The 16,657-nt window shown below is 72.9% G+C and carries 12 protein-coding genes; 8 read left to right on the top strand and 4 right to left on the bottom strand.

What is annotated here, in order from left to right; all coding sequences use genetic code 11:
• Positions 1 to 73: 73 nt before the first annotated feature.
• On the top strand, positions 74 to 1,990 hold the full coding sequence (locus IE096_RS28725; protein WP_189456635.1) for an AMP-dependent synthetase/ligase: 1,917 nt from the start codon (positions 74 to 76) through the stop codon (positions 1,988 to 1,990).
• A gap of 31 nt (positions 1,991 to 2,021) precedes the next feature.
• On the opposite strand, the gene IE096_RS28720 is transcribed toward IE096_RS28725, so the two are convergent.
• Both IE096_RS28720 and IE096_RS28715 read right to left on the bottom strand, forming a co-directional pair.
• Positions 2,022 to 3,176, bottom strand: a complete 1,155-nt coding sequence (locus tag IE096_RS28720) for a lipase family protein (protein WP_189456634.1) — start codon at positions 3,174 to 3,176, stop codon at positions 2,022 to 2,024.
• A gap of 93 nt (positions 3,177 to 3,269) precedes the next feature.
• On the bottom strand, positions 3,270 to 4,298 hold the full coding sequence (locus IE096_RS28715; protein WP_189456632.1) for an AraC family transcriptional regulator: 1,029 nt from the start codon (positions 4,296 to 4,298) through the stop codon (positions 3,270 to 3,272).
• Positions 4,299 to 4,457: 159 nt separating this feature from the next.
• Here IE096_RS28715 and IE096_RS28710 point away from each other — a divergent pair, with 159 nt between their 5' ends.
• Positions 4,458 to 6,278 (top strand): AMP-dependent synthetase/ligase, encoded by a 1,821-nt coding sequence (locus tag IE096_RS28710; protein WP_189456630.1) that lies wholly within the window; start codon positions 4,458 to 4,460, stop codon positions 6,276 to 6,278.
• Between the two features lie 149 nt (positions 6,279 to 6,427).
• Here the strand turns inward: IE096_RS28710 and IE096_RS28705 are convergent, their stop codons facing one another.
• Positions 6,428 to 6,631, bottom strand: coding sequence for a cold-shock protein (locus IE096_RS28705; RefSeq protein WP_126914791.1), 204 nt, complete (start codon positions 6,629 to 6,631; stop codon positions 6,428 to 6,430).
• A 283-nt stretch (positions 6,632 to 6,914) separates the two neighbouring features.
• Between IE096_RS28705 and IE096_RS28700 the strand changes: the two genes are divergently transcribed.
• Entirely contained in the window at positions 6,915 to 7,805 is an 891-nt protein-coding gene (locus IE096_RS28700; protein ID WP_229820671.1) for a menaquinone biosynthetic enzyme MqnA/MqnD family protein, read from the top strand.
• A 92-nt stretch (positions 7,806 to 7,897) separates the two neighbouring features.
• On the opposite strand, the gene IE096_RS28695 is transcribed toward IE096_RS28700, so the two are convergent.
• Positions 7,898 to 9,286, bottom strand: coding sequence for an alpha/beta hydrolase (locus tag IE096_RS28695; RefSeq protein ID WP_189456627.1), 1,389 nt, complete (start codon positions 9,284 to 9,286; stop codon positions 7,898 to 7,900).
• 164 nt (positions 9,287 to 9,450) lie between these two features.
• Between IE096_RS28695 and IE096_RS28690 the strand changes: the two genes are divergently transcribed.
• From IE096_RS28690 to IE096_RS28670, 5 genes are all read left to right on the top strand, one after another.
• Positions 9,451 to 11,028, top strand: coding sequence for a protein kinase domain-containing protein (locus IE096_RS28690; protein WP_189456625.1), 1,578 nt, complete (start codon positions 9,451 to 9,453; stop codon positions 11,026 to 11,028).
• Positions 11,029 to 11,141: 113 nt separating this feature from the next.
• Positions 11,142 to 12,353, top strand: a complete 1,212-nt coding sequence (gene mqnC, locus IE096_RS28685) for a cyclic dehypoxanthinyl futalosine synthase (RefSeq protein WP_189456623.1) — start codon at positions 11,142 to 11,144, stop codon at positions 12,351 to 12,353.
• Between the two features lie 12 nt (positions 12,354 to 12,365).
• Positions 12,366 to 13,049 (top strand): amidohydrolase family protein, encoded by a 684-nt coding sequence (locus IE096_RS28680; RefSeq protein ID WP_189456621.1) that lies wholly within the window; start codon positions 12,366 to 12,368, stop codon positions 13,047 to 13,049.
• A 364-nt stretch (positions 13,050 to 13,413) separates the two neighbouring features.
• The gene (locus tag IE096_RS28675; protein ID WP_189456619.1) at positions 13,414 to 14,112 is read left to right on the top strand and encodes a demethylmenaquinone methyltransferase; all 699 of its coding nucleotides are present in this window, start codon (positions 13,414 to 13,416) and stop codon (positions 14,110 to 14,112) included.
• Positions 14,113 to 14,328: 216 nt separating this feature from the next.
• On the top strand, positions 14,329 to 16,605 hold the full coding sequence (locus tag IE096_RS28670) for a serine/threonine kinase C-terminal domain-containing protein (protein ID WP_189456618.1): 2,277 nt from the start codon (positions 14,329 to 14,331) through the stop codon (positions 16,603 to 16,605).
• The last annotated feature ends 52 nt before the right edge of the window (positions 16,606 to 16,657 follow it).

The following is a 16,657-nucleotide window of genomic DNA, read 5'->3' as shown; positions in this document are numbered from 1 at the left end:
GCATCTACTGCCGAGTAATGTCGCCTGCCGGTTTCGCCTGTCGTTCGCCTGCCGTCCCGAACAGGAGCCGCACGTGTCCGCAACGCCCGGCGCCGCCGCGCCCCCGCCGCTCGTCCTGCCCCGTACGACCACCGTCGCCGGGACCGTCCGCGAGGCGGCCGTCCCCGCGCTCGCCCCGCGCGTCCACCACGGCACGCTCGGCGACCTGCCCTTCGACAACGCGGCCGAGGACCCCCACGCCGTCGCTTTCAGCCGCAAGGAACCCGGGAGCCCCGGCCGGCCTATCTGGCGCGACATCACCGCCGCCCGCTTCGCCGCCGAGGTGCGCGGCGTCGCCAAGGGCCTCGTCGCCCACGGCCTGCGGCCCGGCGACCGGCTCGCCATCATGGCCCGCACCCGCTACGAGTGGACGCTGCTCGACTTCGCCGCCTGGGCCGCCGGCCTGGTCACCGTGCCCGTCTACCCCACCTCCTCCGGCCACCAGGTCCGCTGGATCCTTCAGGACTCCGGCGCCGCCGCGTGCGTCGTCGAGACGCCCGAGCAGCTGAAGCTCGTCGCCGCCGCCCGCCCCGACTTACCCGCCCTCGCCCACGTCTGGCAGCTCGACACCGGGGCCGTGGCACGCTTCGTCGCCGCCGGGCGGCAGCTGCCCGACCGGGTGATCACCGAACGCCGGGCCACCCGCACCCCCGAGGACATCGCCACCCTCGTCTACACCTCCGGCACCACCGGCCGCCCCAAGGGCTGCGTCCTCACCCACGCCAACTTCTTCGCCGAGGTCGACAACGCGATCGCCCTGCTGCACCCCGTCTTCACCGCCGTCAGCAGGCACCCCGCCTCCACCCTGCTCTTCCTGCCGCTCGCGCACGTCCTCGGCCGCATGCTCGCCGTCGGCTGCGTCCGCGCCCGGGTGCGCCTGGGCCACACCGACTCCCTCCGCGGCGACGAACTCCGTGCCGAACTCGCCGGGTTCCGGCCGACGTTCCTCCTCGCCATCCCCTACGTCCTGGAGAAGATCTACAACACCGGCCGGGCGACGGCTGAACGGCTCGGCCGCGCCGAGACCTTCGACCGCGCGGCCGCCGTGGCCAGGGAACACGCCGAGGCCACGGCCGCCGGCCTGGCCGGCACCGGACCCGGCCCCGGGCCCCGGCTGCGCGCCGCCCACGCCTTCTACAACCCGCTCGTCTACCGCCGGATCCGGGCCGCGCTCGGCGGCCGCGTCCGCTACGTCATCAGCGGCGGCTCCCCGCTGGGCACCCGGCTCACCGCCTTCTACGCCGGCGCCGGCATCGGGGTCTTCGAGGGCTACGGCCTCACCGAGACCACCGCCGCCGCCACCCTCACCCCGCCGCTGCTCCCCCGCCCCGGCACCGTCGGCTGGCCGCTGCCCGGCGGCGGTGTCCGCATAGCCGCCGACGGCGAGATCCTGCTGCGCGGCCCCCACGTCTTCGCCGGCTACTGGGACGCGGAGAAGGCGGAGGCGGTCCCGGTGTCCGGGGCGGACGAGTGGTTCGCCACCGGCGACCTGGGCGCGCTGGACGCCGAGGGCTACCTCACGATCACCGGCCGGAAGAAGGAACTCATCGTCACCTCCGGCGGCAAGAACGTCGCCCCGGCCCCCATGGAGGACCGCGTCCGGGCCCACCCGCTCGTCGACCAGTGCGTCGTCATCGGCGACGATCGGCCGTACGTCACGGCGTTGCTCACCCTCGACGCGGACGGGCTCGACCACTGGGCCCGCATGCGCGGCCTGGACGACGTGCCCGTCCACGAGCTCGTGCACGACGAGGCGCTGCGGAGGGAGCTGGGGACGGCGGTGGAGGAGGCGAACGGGTACGTGTCGCGGGCGGAGTCGATCCGGCGGTTCGCGGTGCTGCCGGTGGAGTTCTCGGTGGAGGCCGGGTATCTGACGCCGTCGCTGAAGCTGCGGCGGGAGGTCATCGCGCGGGACTTCGCGGCGGAGATCGCGAGCCTGTACGAGCGGTGAGGGTGCCCCGGCCGTAACCGGGGTACAGCCCCTAGCAGTTACCTCGTGTCGGCCGTCCCGCGAAGCGGTCGGCCAGCCAGTTCGCGGCCGGGACCGACTCCGCGATCACACCTGCCACGTGCTCGGCCAGCGGCAGCGATTTCCACTGCACCGTCGCCCCCTTCGCGCACCAATCCGCCCGCAGCCCGCGCCCCACCTCGTACGGAATCAGCTCGTCGATCGCCCCGTGGTAGAGGTACACGGGGTGATCGGGCGCGTGGGTGCCCAGCCTCGACGCCCGCAGCACCCGCTGCCAGTCCGCCTCGTACAGCGGGTTCCTGACCGTCACGTCCCCGATCCGCTTGAAGAGCCCCGCCGCGACGTCGATGACCACGCAGTGCTTCTTCAGGAAGTCGATGTACGAACGCCCCCTGTCGTTGAGGTACTTGTCGAGCCCCAGCTCGGGGAAGGCGGCGTTCTGGCCGACGGCGGACATCAGGATCAGCCCGGCCCCGACGTTGCCGTTGTTGAAGTCGGCGGTCTTCAGTAGATCGGCGGGCACGCCGCCCGTCGCCGTGCCGCGGACGTCGAGTTCGGGCGCGTACGAGTCGTGGAGCTCCGCCGCCCAGCTGGTGGCCTGACCGCCCTGGGAGTAGCCCATGATGCCGACGGGCGTGTCCGGGCCCAGCCCCGCCTGCGGCAGCCGCAGCGCGGCGCGCGCGGCGTCGAGGACGGCGTGGCCCTCGGCGCGCCCGACGGTGTAGGTGTGGTCGCCGGGGGTGCCCAGGCCCTCGTAGTCGGTGACGGCGACGGCCCAGCCGCGCGCGGTCAGCAGCTGGATGAGGTTGGCCTCCAGCGTGGTGCCGCGCGGGAAGCCGGCCGAGGGCGCGCACTGGTCGGCGATGCCCACCGTGCCCACGGCGTAGGTGATCAGCGGGCGGGGGCCGGTGCGCCCGTCCCGGGGGACGATCACGGTGCCGGAGACGACGTTCGGGGCGCCCTTGGCCGTGGTGGAGCGGTAGGTGACGTGCCAGGCGCGGGTGTTCGTGGGCTGGCCCGGGAGCGGGTGGAAGGAGGTCGGCGCGGCGCTGACGATGTCGCCCGGCGCCCCCGTGTCCGTACCGCCGGCCGCCGAGGCGGCGCCCGACAGGCCGAACGTGACGATCAGCGCGGCCACCGCCGCGAGGGCCGTTCTGCGCAGGTGCATGCGGCTCTCCCCACTGGAGGATCAACTGTCGTGTGAAAACGGCTGGTTGGTGACCGTAGTGACCCGCCGGTAAGGCGGCGCTGACCGGAACGCTCAGCTTTCCTGGCCGCGCCGGTACGCCCCCGGCGTCGTCCCCGTCCAGCGGCGGAACGCCCGGTGGAAGGCGGCGTCCTCCGAGAAGCCCAGCCGCGCCGCCAGCTCCACGATCGGCTCCCGGCCGCCCGCCAGCCCGGCCAGCGCCGCCTCCCGCCGCACCTGGTCCTTCAGCCGCCGGTACGAGGTGCCCTCCTCCCGCAGCCGGCGCCGCAGCGTCGCCGGGCTCAGCGCCAGCCGGGCCGCCAGCCGGTCGAGCTCCGGCAGCCGGGCCGGGCGGCCCTCGCGCAGGGCGCGCGCGAACGTCCGCCGCACCTGCTCCGTCACCGTCGTGCCGTACTCGTGGCGGCCGATGAGCACGGCGGGCGCCCGCCGCAGCAGCTCCTCCAGCGCCGCCTCGTCCCGCACCGGCGGTGCCGCCAGCCACCGGGCGTCGAACAGGGCGCCCGCCCGGAACGTCCGCCCCGGCCCGAAGCCCACCGGGCAGTCGAACAGCGGTCCGTACTCGCCCGCGTGGGGCGGCGGCGGGCAGTCGAAGCGGACCCGGCGCAGCGGGATCCGCCGGCCGATCAGCCAGCTCGCCAGCCGGTGCCAGATGACCAGCACGCATTCGGCCAGGAACCGCCCCTCGGCGTGGTCGCGCAGATCGTTGCGGACGGCGAACTCCGCGTCCTCGCCGCTGCGTTCCAGCGCGAGGTCCGGGCCGCCGGGGAAGAGCCCGTAGAACCGCACGGCCCGCTCCAGCGCCGCGCCCAGGTCCCGGCAGCCGATGCTGGCGTAGCACATCATGGCGAACGTCCCCGGTCTGCTGGGCACCGAGCCCAGCCCCATGAACTCGTCCTCCGTGGCCCGCTGCACCGCGCGGACCAGCAGCGCGAACTGCTCGGCGGTCACCCGCGCCCGCTCGTCGCCCAGCGACAGCGGCGGAATCCCGGCCCGTTGGAGCAGCGGCACGCTGTCGAGCCCCTGCCGCCGCGCCCCGCCGAGCGCGGCCCGCACCTGGTGCACGGTGATCGTCCGGCTGCTCATGCACCGCACGGTAACCCCGTTGAACGCCCGGGTCAGCGGGGCCGACGATTCCGGTCATCCCCGCGGGGGCGGGTGGGGTGGACCATGCCGGATGGGTACATCGTTACGCAGCATTCCTGTTCGCGCGTTCCTCGTCCGCATGTCTGTACGGGAGGTCCCATGCCGCAGCAACGCCCCGACACTTTCGCCGAGTTCACCGAATGGGCGGCGGAGCGGTACGGGGGCCTGCCCGCGCTGCGCTTCCGCCACGGCGACGGCTGGGCGGAGACGGATTACGACCGGCTGCGCGAGACCGTGCGCACCCTCGGCCGGGGCCTGATCGGGCTCGGGGTGCGCCCGGACGACCGGGTGGCGATCCTGGCGGAGACCCGCCCGGAGTGGACCCACGCCCAGTTCGCCGCGCTGGCCGCCGGCGCGGTCGTCGTGCCCGTCTACCCCACGGCCGGGCAGGAGGAGGTGGCCTGGGTGCTGGGCGACTCCGGCGCCTCCGTCGTCATCTGCGGGGACGCCGCCCAGGCCGCCCGCGTGACGGCCGTCCGCGACGGACTGCCCGAGCTGCGCCACCTGGTGCTGATGGAAGGCGACCCCACCCCCGGTACTCACCTCCTCGGCGCGCTGCCCGCCGCCGCGCCCCTGGACGAGCTCCTCGCGCGCGCCGCCGCGCGCAAGGCCGACGACCTGTGCACCATCGTCTACACCTCCGGCACCACCGGCCTCCCCAAGGGATGCCGTCTCACCCACGCCAATCTCGTCTCCAACCAGGACGCCACGGCCGACCTCACCGGCGGCGGCCCCGGCGAGACCACCTACCTCTATCTGCCGCTCGCCCACATCCTCGGGCAGCTCATCCAGCTGACCACGTTCCGTCGGGGCGGGACGCTCTGCTACTTCGGCGGCCGGGTCGAGAACGTCGTCGCCGAACTCGCCGAGGTCCGGCCCCACCACCTGCCCTCCGTGCCCCGGCTCTTCGAGAAGGTCCACGCCGGTGTTGTCGCCCTCGCCGAGGCGCACGGCCCCGAGGGCCGGGCCCGCCTGGAGGCGGCCGTCCGCATCGGCCTGGAGGTGGCCGCGCTGCGCGAGCGGGGCGAGGAGCCGGACGAGGCGCTGCGCGGCGCCTGGGAGGCGGCCGAGAAGCGCGTCTTCGCCCCCGCGAGGGCGGCCTTCGGCGGCAGGCTGCGCTGGGCCCTCACGGGGGCCGCGCCCATCGCGCCGCAGACGCTGGACTTCCTGCGCGCCTGCGGCATCGCCCTCTACGAGGGCTACGGCATGACCGAGGCCGCCGGCGTGATCACCGTCAACCATCCGGGCGCCGTGCGCCCCGGCACGGTCGGGCGGGCGATCCCCGGCTGCGAGCTGCGGATCGCGGAGGACGGCGAGGTGCTGGCCCGGGGCCCCGGCGTCTTCGCCGGCTACCACGGCAACCCGGCCGCGACCGCCGAGGCGGTCGACGCGGACGGCTGGCTGCGCACCGGCGACATCGGCACCCTCGACGCGGACGGCTACCTCAGCATCACCGGCCGCAAGAAGGACCTGATCATCACGTCCAGCGGGAAGAACCTGACCCCCTCGCTGTGGGAGTTCGCCGTCCAGCAGTCCCGCTGGATCTCCCGCGCGGTGATGATCGGAGACCGCCGTCCCCACCCGGTGGCGCTGCTCACCCTCGACACAGCGGAGATCACGGCGTGGGCGGCCTCCGAAGGGGTGGTTTTCGATGCCGGAGGGCCCGCCCGGCACCCGGCGGTGCGGCGGCTGTGCGAGGAGGCGGTGGCGGCGGCCAACGAGCGGGTGGCGCGGCCCGCCCGGGTCCGGGCGTTCACGATCCTGACCGGGGACTTCGGCGTGGAGAACGGCACCCTGACGCCGACCTTGAAACTCCGCCGGACGGCGGTCGCGGAGCGCTATGCCGCGGAAATCGAGGCGTTGTACGAAGGTCGGTACGAAAACGAGTGCGAAAGTGAAATAAGTGGCGCCAGTGGGTGATCACTTTGCCGGTCGAAGATGACCGGATAAAAACTTTGTGAACAAGCCATGGACCGGCCGGACCCGCCCAAAAGGCAGGAGCCCCGCCCTCCGCCGAAGCGGAAGGCAGGGCTCCTTGGGTGATCCCCGGAGAACCGGGGATCGGCAAATCACGCCGGGGTGACGTTCTCCGCCTGCGGGCCCTTGGGGCCCTGCGTGACGTCGAAGGTGACCGCCTGGTTCTCCTCGAGGGAGCGGAAGCCAGCGGCGTTGATCGCGGAGTAGTGGACAAAGACGTCGGGGCCCCCGCCGTCCTGGGCGATGAAGCCAAAGCCCTTTTCAGCGTTGAACCACTTCACGGTTCCGGTAGCCATAAGCCCTCCTTGGGCCAAAGGGTTGCCCTGCTCCAGAACCTGCGAGAAGTCTGAAAACTACAAAAGCCTGCGGGGTCACATGCTCCGCAGGCTCTGTACTGCAAGGGAAACCAAACTGCAACTTGCGGCGAGCCTAGCACGCGACGTTGTTCCGGGGAAGGAGTTGAAGATCACGCCCACGGAGGGTTTTCCGGCCCTTGCGGGCGGAAAAGATTGCCGGTCGGGCACCTGTAGCGGGCACCCCGGCCCGGCGGCCGGGAGGCGTCGGGGCTAGCCTCCGGATGTGGACAATTCAGCCTCAGATGTAGCGATCGCCGTCGACGCTCCGGAGCGGCCGCGCAGCCGTCCGCGTGTCGGCCACATCCAGTTCCTCAACTGCCTGCCCCTCTACTGGGGGCTCGCCCGCACGGGCACGCTGCTGGACCTGGACCTGACCAAGGACACCCCCGACAAGCTCAGCGAGCAGCTGATCGCCGGGGAGCTGGACATCGCGCCGGTCACGCTCGTCGAGTTCCTGAGAAACGCCGACGACCTCGTCGCGCTGTCCGACATCGCGGTGGGCTGCGACGGCCCCGTCATGTCCTGCGTCATCGTCTCCCAGCTGCCGCTGGACCGGCTGGACGGGGCCCGGGTGGCCCTCGGCTCCACCTCGCGCACCTCCGTCCGGCTCGCTCAGCTGCTGCTCGCCGAGCGCTACGGCGTGTCCCCGGACTACTACACCTGCCCGCCGGACCTCGCCGCGATGATGCAGGAGGCCGACGCGGCCGTCCTGATCGGTGACGCCGCCCTGCGGGCCTCGCTGCACGACGCGCCGAGGCTGGGGCTGACCGTCCACGACCTGGGGACGATGTGGAAGGAGTGGACGGGCCTGCCGTTCGTCTTCGCCGTCTGGGCCGCCCGCAAGGACTACCTGGCCCGGGAGCCGGAGCTCGTCGCCCAGGTCCACCAGGCGTTCCTGGCCTCCCGGGACCTCTCCCTGGAGGAGGTCGGCAAGGTCGCCGACCAGGCCGCCCGCTGGGAGTCCTTCGACGCCGAGCTGCTGGAGCGCTACTTCACGACGCTGGACTTCCGCTTCGGCCCGGACCAGCTGGCGGGCGTGTCGGAGTTCGCCCGCCGCACCGGCCCGACGACCGGCTTCCCCGCCGACATCCGGGTGGAACTGCTGAAGCCCTGATCCCTCCGGGGAGTCCGGGGAGGAATCAGGGCTCCATACGCCGACGGCCGGGCCCCGTGGAACCACCGGGGCCCGGCCGTCTGCGTGGACGGTCAGGAGGAGGGCGTCGGCCCCTCCATCTGCTCGCTGATCCACTGGATGCTGCTGTTGCCCATGCCCTTCACGTAGGTCTTGGCGTCGTGCTTGCCGCCCTGGATGACCTCGAGATGGGTGTGGATGGGGCCCTTGTTGCCGTAGGTGGCGATGTACTTGTCGACGCCCTGCCGTGTGATGGCGGCTTCGAGCGTTCCGTACTGGAACGCGATGTAGACGTCGTTCTTCGACTTGGTGTCGATCAGCCGCTGCGAGAGCACCTCGGGGTTGTTCTCGCGCTTCTCGGCGTCGTAGCCCTTCCACAGCGGGGAGTCCGGGACGATGTCCGGGCCGGAGGCGATGACGGCCTTGAACTTGTCCGGGTGCTTCATGACGGCCTTGAAGCCCGCGAAGCCACCGGAGGAGGAGCCCATGAACGCCCAGCCGTCGCGCGACTTCAGCGTGCGGAAGTTCTGCTTCATGAGGTCCGGGACGTCCTCGGTGAGCCAGGTGCCCATCTTGGCCTGGCCGGGGATGTCACTGCCGTCGTAGTAGTTCTTGTCGTTCGGGTTGAGGATGGGCATGGCCAGCAGGAACGGCTTGCTCTTGCCCTCGTCCGCCCACTTGGCGATGGAGGACTCCAGGCCGAGGTCGGTGCCCATCCAGTAGTTGTTCGGGTAGCCGGGGCCACCGGGCAGCGCGATCAGGACCGGGAAGCCGCTCTTGGCGTACTTGGGGTCCTTGTACTGCTTGGGCGCCCAGACCCAGACCTTGCCCGTGAAACCGGACTTCTTGCCCGTGATGGTCACGACGCCGATCTCGGTGCCGTCGCCGAGCGTGTTGGCGTTCTTGAACTGAGCCGCCGGGCCCGTCGGCATCAGCGTCTTGGAGTCACCGGAGTCGCCGCCGGTGGCGCCGCCGGCCTGGCCGCCGTTCTTGTCGCCGCCCGGACCGAAGCTGACCGGGTCGCCCTTCTTGGAGAACGGGCCGACCTCCAGGTACTTCAGCACACCACCCGTGAGCAGACCGACTATGGCTATGGACGCCACGACGATCGTCCAGAACTTGGCGCGGGAGGCCCGCTGGCGCCCCTGCGACTGGTACTGACCGTCGTACTGGTCGTCGTACTGACCGCCGTACTGGTCCCCGTACTGGTCGTCCCGCCCGTCGCGGCCGTCCCGGCCGTTGTACGGACCGTAGCCGTCGGCCGGCGGGTAGGTGCCCGGGCCGCCCTGCTGACGGTAGCCACCGCCCTGCTGCTGGTAGCCGCGGTCCTGACCGCCGTAGCCGCCGCCCTGCTGCGGGTAGCCGCCCGGCCGGGGGCCGAAGCCACCACCCTGCGGGTGGCCGCCGCCCTGTTGCTGGTATCCCCCGTTGGGCCGGTAGCCCCCGTTGGGTGAGTGCGCCATCGCGTCGCTCCGGATGATGCTGCTGCCCCGAAGGACATGACGGTTTGTTCCGTCCTAGTTGATGGGCAAACCAGGGTCCGGGGTTCCTCGGACGACCCGTGAATTGAGTCATAGGCTGAAAATCGGGGCCGCAGGGCCCGCTCCAGGGGGAGGCGAAGGTCCCGATGCAACGGCTGTCCGAGGAAGACCCGCAGGTCATAGGCGCGTACCGGCTGCTGGGGCGGATCGGGGCGGGCGGTATGGGCCGGGTGTACCTGGGCCGTAGCGCCGGCGGCCGCACGGTCGCCGTCAAGGCCGTGCACCCGCATTTCGCCCTGGACACGCAATTCCGGGCGCGTTTCCGGCGAGAAGTGGAATCCGCCCGGAAAGTCGGTGGCGCGTGGACGGCGCCCGTCCTCGACGCCGATCCGGACGCCGCCGTTCCGTGGGTGGCGACGGGCTATGTCGCCGGGCCCTCGCTGACCGAGGCCGTCGCCGAGGTGGGCCCGCTGCCGGAAGCGGCGGTACGGGCGATCGGGGCGGGCCTGGCGGAGGCGCTGACGGCGGTGCACGGGCTGGGGCTGGTCCACCGCGACGTCAAGCCCTCCAACGTGCTGCTCGCCCTCGACGGCCCCCGCCTGATCGACTTCGGCATCGCCCGCGCCACGGACGGCACCGCGTCCCTGACCGCGACCGGCGTCTCCATCGGCTCGCCCGGCTACATGGCCCCCGAACAGATCGTGGGCAAGGACGTCACGGGCGCCGCCGACGTCTTCTCGCTGGGCGCGGTCCTCACGTACGCGGCCACGGGCGAGCCGCCCTTCACGGGCGACAGCTCGGCCGCCCTCCTCTACAAGGTCGTCCACGAGGAGCCCGTCCTGGGCCCGGCCCTGGCGGGCGAGCTGCGGCAGCTGGTGGCGGCCTGCCTGGCCAAGGACCCGACGTCCCGCCCTACCCCGGCCGAGCTCGCCCGCGGTCTGAGCGGCCCGACGGGCGCGTCCGCCCTCATCCGCCCGGGCTGGCTGCCGGGCCCGCTGGTGGAGAGGGTGAGCAGGCAGGCGGTGGAGCTGCTGGACCTGGAGACCTCAGCCCTTCCGGCGGATCATCCAGCCCCTCCGGCGTTCGAGGAGCGGGCCCGGGTCCGGAGCCCGATTCCAGCCCCTCCGGCGTTTGAGGAGCGGGGGCCCGGGGGCGGAGCCCCCGAGGGAAACGGTGAAAGGGCGGGACAGGGGCAAACCTCCTCCACCCGCAAGGGAAGAGGCCGCGCCCTCGTCCTCACCATCGCCGGTGTCCTGGCCATCGCCACCACGGCAGCCGTCGTCCTCGGCCTGCTGCCCGGCACGGGCGGGAGCGGCCGCGACGGGGCGGCCGGGCGCCCGGCCGCCAGCGCGGTCCCCTCCCGGCAGGCCACCGTCCTCGGGGGTTTCGCGGGCACCTGGACCGGCCAGGTCGTCCAGTCCGACGGCACTCCCAACGGCACCATGACCAGCGTCATCACCGACGACCCCCAGGCCCCCTACGCGGTCCGCACGACCTACGACGTGCTCGGCGTCATCCAGTGCCACAGCAAGGCGAAACTGACCTCGGCCACCACCGGGAGGATCACCCTGGAGGAGAGCACCGACGGCACCGCCGGGCCCGGCTGCACGGGCCAGACCGCGGCCGTGACGTACACCCTCGCCCCGGACGGCACCGTCGCCTTCGCCTCCGACGACGAGAAGGGCGGCAAGGTCAGGGCGACGCTGACCCGGAGCGGTCGCTGACCGGCTCGGTAGCCGCTCGGTAGCCGCTCGGTATCCGGCCCGGTATCCGGCCCGTACGGCCGCCTCGCGTAGGCTGACCCGGTATTCGCATACCCCCTCCGAAGGGACGCCCGGTGACCGAGAACGCCGACCTCAAGTCCTTTGATGTCACAGCCGTCCTCGACCGCGCCGCGGCCGGCGGCCGGATCACCCCGGAGGAGGCGCTCGAGCTCTACCGCTCCGCGCCGCTGCACGCCCTGGGCGCGGCCGCCGACGCCGTGCGCCGCAAGCGCTACGCGGGCACCGAGCACATCGCGACGTACATCATCGAGCGCAACATCAACTACACCAACGCCTGCGTCACCGCGTGCAAGTTCTGTGCCTTCTACGCCCCGCCCAAGAGCGAGAAGGTCTGGACGCGCCCGATGGACGACATCCTGCGCCGCTGCGCGGAGACGGTCGAGCTGGGCGGCACCCAGATCATGTTCCAGGGCGGCCACCACCCCGACTACGGCGTGGAGTACTACGAGGAGCACTTCGCGGCGATCAAGAAGGAATTCCCGCAGCTCGTGATCCACTCCCTCGGCGCGTCCGAGGTCGATCACATGGCGCGGATCTCCGGTGTGAGCGTCGAGGAGGCCATCCGCCGCATCCACGCCGCCGGCCTGGACTCCTTCGCGGGCGCCGGCGCCGAGCTGCTGCCGGAGCGGCCGCGCAAGGCCATCGCGCCGCTGAAGGAGTCCGGCGAGCGCTGGCTGGAGATCATGGAGATCGCCCACACCATGGGCGTCGAGTCGACCTCCACGATGCTGATGGGCACGGGCGAGACCAACGCCGAGCGGATCGAGCACCTCCGCATGATCCGTGACGTCCAGGATCGCACGGGCGGCTTCCGCGCGTTCATCCCGTACACGTACCAGCCCGAGAACAACCATCTGAAGGGCCGGACGCAGGCGACCATCTTCGAGTACCTGCGCATGATCGCCATCGCGCGGCTCTTCCTCGACAACGTCGCCCACATCCAGGGCTCCTGGCTGACCACGGGCAAGGAGGTCGGCCAGCTGTCGCTGCACTACGGCGCGGACGACCTCGGCTCGATCATGCTGGAGGAGAACGTGGTCTCCTCGGCCGGCGCCAAGCACCGCTCCAACCGGATGGAGATCATCGATCTCATCCGCAAGGCGGGCCGCGTCCCGGCGCAGCGCGCCACGACGTACGAGCACCTGGTCGTCCACGACGACCCGGCGAACGACCCGGTCGACGACCGCGTCGTCTCCCACCTGTCGTCCACGGCCATCGAGGGCGGCACGGCCCACCCCGAGCTGAAGATCGTCCAGGCGAGCTGACGGCCCGGTTCCTTGCTGACGCTCCACGCCGCCGACCTGCTGATCGCCGTCCCCGGCACGGCTCCCGTGCCGGACGGGGCGGTGGTCGTCGACGGTGACACGGTCGCGGCGCTCGGCCCGTACGAGGAGCTCGCGGCGGCGTATCCCCGGGCACGGGTACGGCGGTGGCCGGGGGTGCTCACGCCGGGGCTGCGGCAGTGGCACGGCACGTGGCTGCTGGAGCGCGCCTACCACCCGGATCCCCGCGAGCACGAGGAGCTGGGCGACCGGCCGCTGACGGGGGAGCGGCTCGAAGCGCTCGACATGACCGACACGCGCTGGGCGGGCAGTGTCCGGCGCGGGGTGCAGCAGATGCTGCGGCACGGCACGACAGCGGTGGCGATCGGCTCGAACCCGGTGGTGGCGACGGCGGTCGCGCGGTCCGGCCTGACGGCCGTCCCGGCCCTCGGCGCCCCGGGCATCCTCTTCGAGGAGCCGAACCTCGACCCCTTCCGCAACGCGTACGGCCTCGCGGACGCCGTCGCCTCCCCCCTGACCGTCGGCGGCCGCGCCGACTTCGCCGTCTTCGACGTGCCGGACGTACCCGACGTGACCGACGTGCCGGATGCGTTCGACGAGGCGGCGCTGCTGGAGGCGGGCGCGGGCACGTGCGTCGCCACGGTGCTGGCGGGGCGGCTGGTGCACCGGCGCCGCTGAGGGGGCGCTGGGAGGGCGTGCCGCGACGGCCCGTCAGTGATCCGTCAGGAGCGCGTTCCCGCACGTCAGGGCGCCGTCAAGAGGAGCCGTTCGTACCGCTTCACCCGGCAGGATGGTGATCGCGGGGACGGCCGCTTCGGTCGTCCCGCGGTGCGAAGGTGTGGCGGGCCCAGTCGTCGGACAGGCCGCGAGGACGCGCACGACCGGTCGGAAACCTGTTGCCGAGGGGGCCATGGGTGGGGGGACCGGTGTTCTCGGGGCGGGCCCACAGGAGCGAGCGCAGTCGGCACCGCGAGACGGCCGGTCCTTCCCGGGGCGGCCGTCCCCGTCCAAGGTCTTTTGGGCCGTGGTGAAGAATGGGTCCGTGACCCGAGCAACCCTGGACAAGCAGCCGCACGAAGTCGCCGCGATGTTCGACGACGTGGCGGCGAAGTACGACCTGACCAACGACGTCATCTCGCTCGGTCAGGCCCGGCTCTGGCGCAAGGCCGTGGCACGCGCCGTCGACGCCCGCCCGGGGCAGAAGGTCCTCGACCTCGCCGCCGGTACGGGCACGTCCTCGCTCCCGTTCGCCATGGACGGCGCCTACGTCGTCCCGTGCGACTTCTCGCTGGGCATGCTGCGCGAGGGCAAGAAGCGCAACCCCTGGCTGCCGCTGACCGCCGGCGACGCCACGAAGCTGCCCTTCGCGGACGGCGTCTTCGACGCCGTGACCATCTCCTTCGGGCTGCGCAACGTCCAGGAGACGGACACCGCGCTGCGCGAGCTCCTGCGCGTGACCAAGCCGGGCGGGCGCGTGGTGATCTGCGAGTTCAGCCAGCCCACCTGGGGGCCGTTCCGCACGGTCTACAGCGAGTACCTGATGCGCGCCCTGCCGCCGATCGCCCGCACGGTGTGCAGCAACCCCGACGCGTACGTCTACCTCGCCGAATCGATCCGCGAGTGGCCCGACCAGCCCGCGCTCGCCGCGCGGCTCCAGAAGGCCGGCTGGTCGAAGGTGGCGTGGCGCGATCTGACGGGCGGCGTCGTCGCGCTGCACCGCGGATTCAAGCCGCAGGACTGACGCCCGTTCGGTCGGCCGGGCGGGCGGGGGTTCGCCCGGTCGTTCGGTCGGTCGCTCGGCCGGGTCGATCCGGGGAGCGTTTGTCATGGGCAGGGCGGTCAAGGTCGCTACGATCTTGACCGCCCTGCCCATGATCGTCTGATCGCTTGATCGTCGCCGAGCCCCGGAGGCACCGTGCCGACCGCGCCACCCCCGCCGTCGTACCCCCCGCCCCCCATGCACGCCCCGCCCTCGCGCGGCGCGCTGTTCCTGCGCCGTACGGTCGCGGGGGACTGGGCGGGGGCGGCGAAGGCGGCGCTGTGGCCGTCCGCCCTGCTCCTCGTCCTCGCGGTCGCGATCTCGCTGCCGTCCTCGGACGACTTCGACCGCGCGCGCCTCGGCGACTGGTCCGACCGCTTCCAGGTCGTCCTCGCCCTGCTCGTCCAGGGCCTCGGCGGCACGCTGGACGTGGAGCTGCGCGGCGGGGACTCGCTGCTGTCGATGTTCCTGCGCGGCAGCGGTTATCTCTCCGTATGGCCGTTGACGGTCACGATCCTGTGGGCCGGAGCGGTGGCTCTGGGCACGGCCCGGCTGCGGCGCGCGGCGGGAGCGACGGACGGTGCGGCCGAGGCCGCCGTGCGGGTCGCGCTGCTGTGCGGGGCGGCGGTGCTCGTGCTCGCCCTCTGCGGGCAGCCGGACGTCGAGAACCTGTCGGTCTCCACCTCGCCCGGCCTCGCCGCGCTGTTCTCCTGCGCGCTGGCGGGCGCGGTCAGCGGCGCGATGCTGTGTCGCGACCGGCTCGTCGCGCGCCTGGGCGCCGGCGCCCAGGTGGTCATACGGGCGTGGGGCACCGCCCTTCGCGCCCTCGCCCTGTCGGTGGCGCTCTGCGCGCTGGTCGCGTTCGTCGTCCTCGCCACGCACCAGGACGAGGTCGGCGGCTGGACCGTCGTCGGCTCGCTCCCCGTGCTGGTCAACCTCGGCCTGATGGCGCTCGGCGTCTCCTGGGGCGCGGGCGTCGAGGCATCGTCCACCGAGCACAGCCGTCATGTGGGCGGCACCCTCGGCCTCTCCGAGATCGGTGAACTGGCGGGCGGCTGGGCCCAGGCCGGCGCCGTGGCGCTGGGCGTGGTGTGCGCGGTGATCCTCGCCGTCCTGGCGGCGCGGCGCTCGGCGGACCGGGTGGAGCAGGTGCTCTCCGGGGTGTTCTTCCTGGCGGCGGTGTGGGTGCTGTCGTTCGTCTCCGGCGGCGACATGCGGATGACCTCCGGTCCGTCCTCCTTCTCGGGCCGCCTGCGCGGCATGGAGGCGTCGGTCGGCACGAACGCCGGGGAACTGCTGCTGTTCGGGCTGCTGTGGACGGCGGGCGCGGTGCTGCTGGCGGGGGTGCTGGGCCGTCAGGGGACGGGCGGGACGGGTGTGTCGGGCGCGTCGGGGCTGCCGGGTGCGCCGGGCGTCGGTGTGGGTGCGGCCGTGGTGCCGCCGGTGCCGGGCCGGCCGCCGGTGGCGGCTCAGCCGCCCGTACCCGCCCAGCCGCCCACGGCTCCGCCGGTTCCGGCCGTTCCGGTCGTTCCGCCTGTCGCGCCGCCCGTCGCGCCCCCGGCGCCGTCCGAGGCGCCGACGGCCGTCGTGCCTCCCGCGCCGTCCGAGGCGCCGACGGCCGTGGTGCCCCCGCCGCACACCGCGTTCGCACCTGCTGTCACCCCCGTCCCTGTCCCTGTCCCCGCCCCCGTTCCCCCGCGTGCCGGGGCTGTTCGCGGCCCGATCGTGTGGGCGGCCATCGGCCTGGCGGCGTTCCTGGTCGGCGGTGCCGCGACGGCCGGGGTGATGCTGGTGGGCCGGACCGACGGCGGGCGGCAGGACAGCGCGCGCCACGACGGCGACAACCGGGGCGGGCGCGTCGTCGTGACCCCCTCGGCAGGCCCCGCCGAGCCGTCCGCTTCCAGCGGCCCTTCCGGCCCTTCCGGCCCTTCCGGCCCTTCCGGCCGCACCGGCCCCACCGGCTCACCGACCGCCCCGGCCCCCGACCCGGCCTCGAACCCGGGCGCGACGCCCTCCGTCCCGCCCGGCTACGCCATGCGGGACGACTCACTCGGCTTCAGGCTCGCCGTCCCCGACGGCTGGAAGCGCGGCGACAAGGGCAACCACCAGATCGACTACGAGCCGGGCACCGGAGGCTCGTACCTCCGCGTCGGGCTCGTCCCCAAGAGCTCGCAGACCGCGTACGACCACTTCCTGGAGCTGGAGAAGACGCTCAAGGAGAAGAACGACACGTACCAGCGGGTCGCGCTCGACGCCAACACCTTCCAGGGCCGTCCCGGCGCGCGCTGGGAGTTCACCTGGGTCCAGCGGGACACGGGCAGGACGATGCACGCCGTCGACCAGGCGTACGTGAACGAGGCCGCCACGGAGTACGCCGTCTACTTCCAGGCGCGCGACGAGTACTGGGCGGGTTCGCGCAAGGTGTTCGACACGGCCCTGGCCACCTGGTCGGTCATCCCCGTCGACTTCGACTGACCCCCACGGGCCCGGCGGGGGCGCCCCCATAGACTGCACTCGTCCGCAATCG

Origin of the sequence: Streptomyces abikoensis (assembly GCF_014648775.1) — a bacterium.
In the GTDB taxonomy this organism is placed as follows: domain Bacteria; phylum Actinomycetota; class Actinomycetes; order Streptomycetales; family Streptomycetaceae; genus Streptomyces; species Streptomyces abikoensis.
This window is presented reverse-complemented; position numbering and strand designations above follow the sequence as displayed.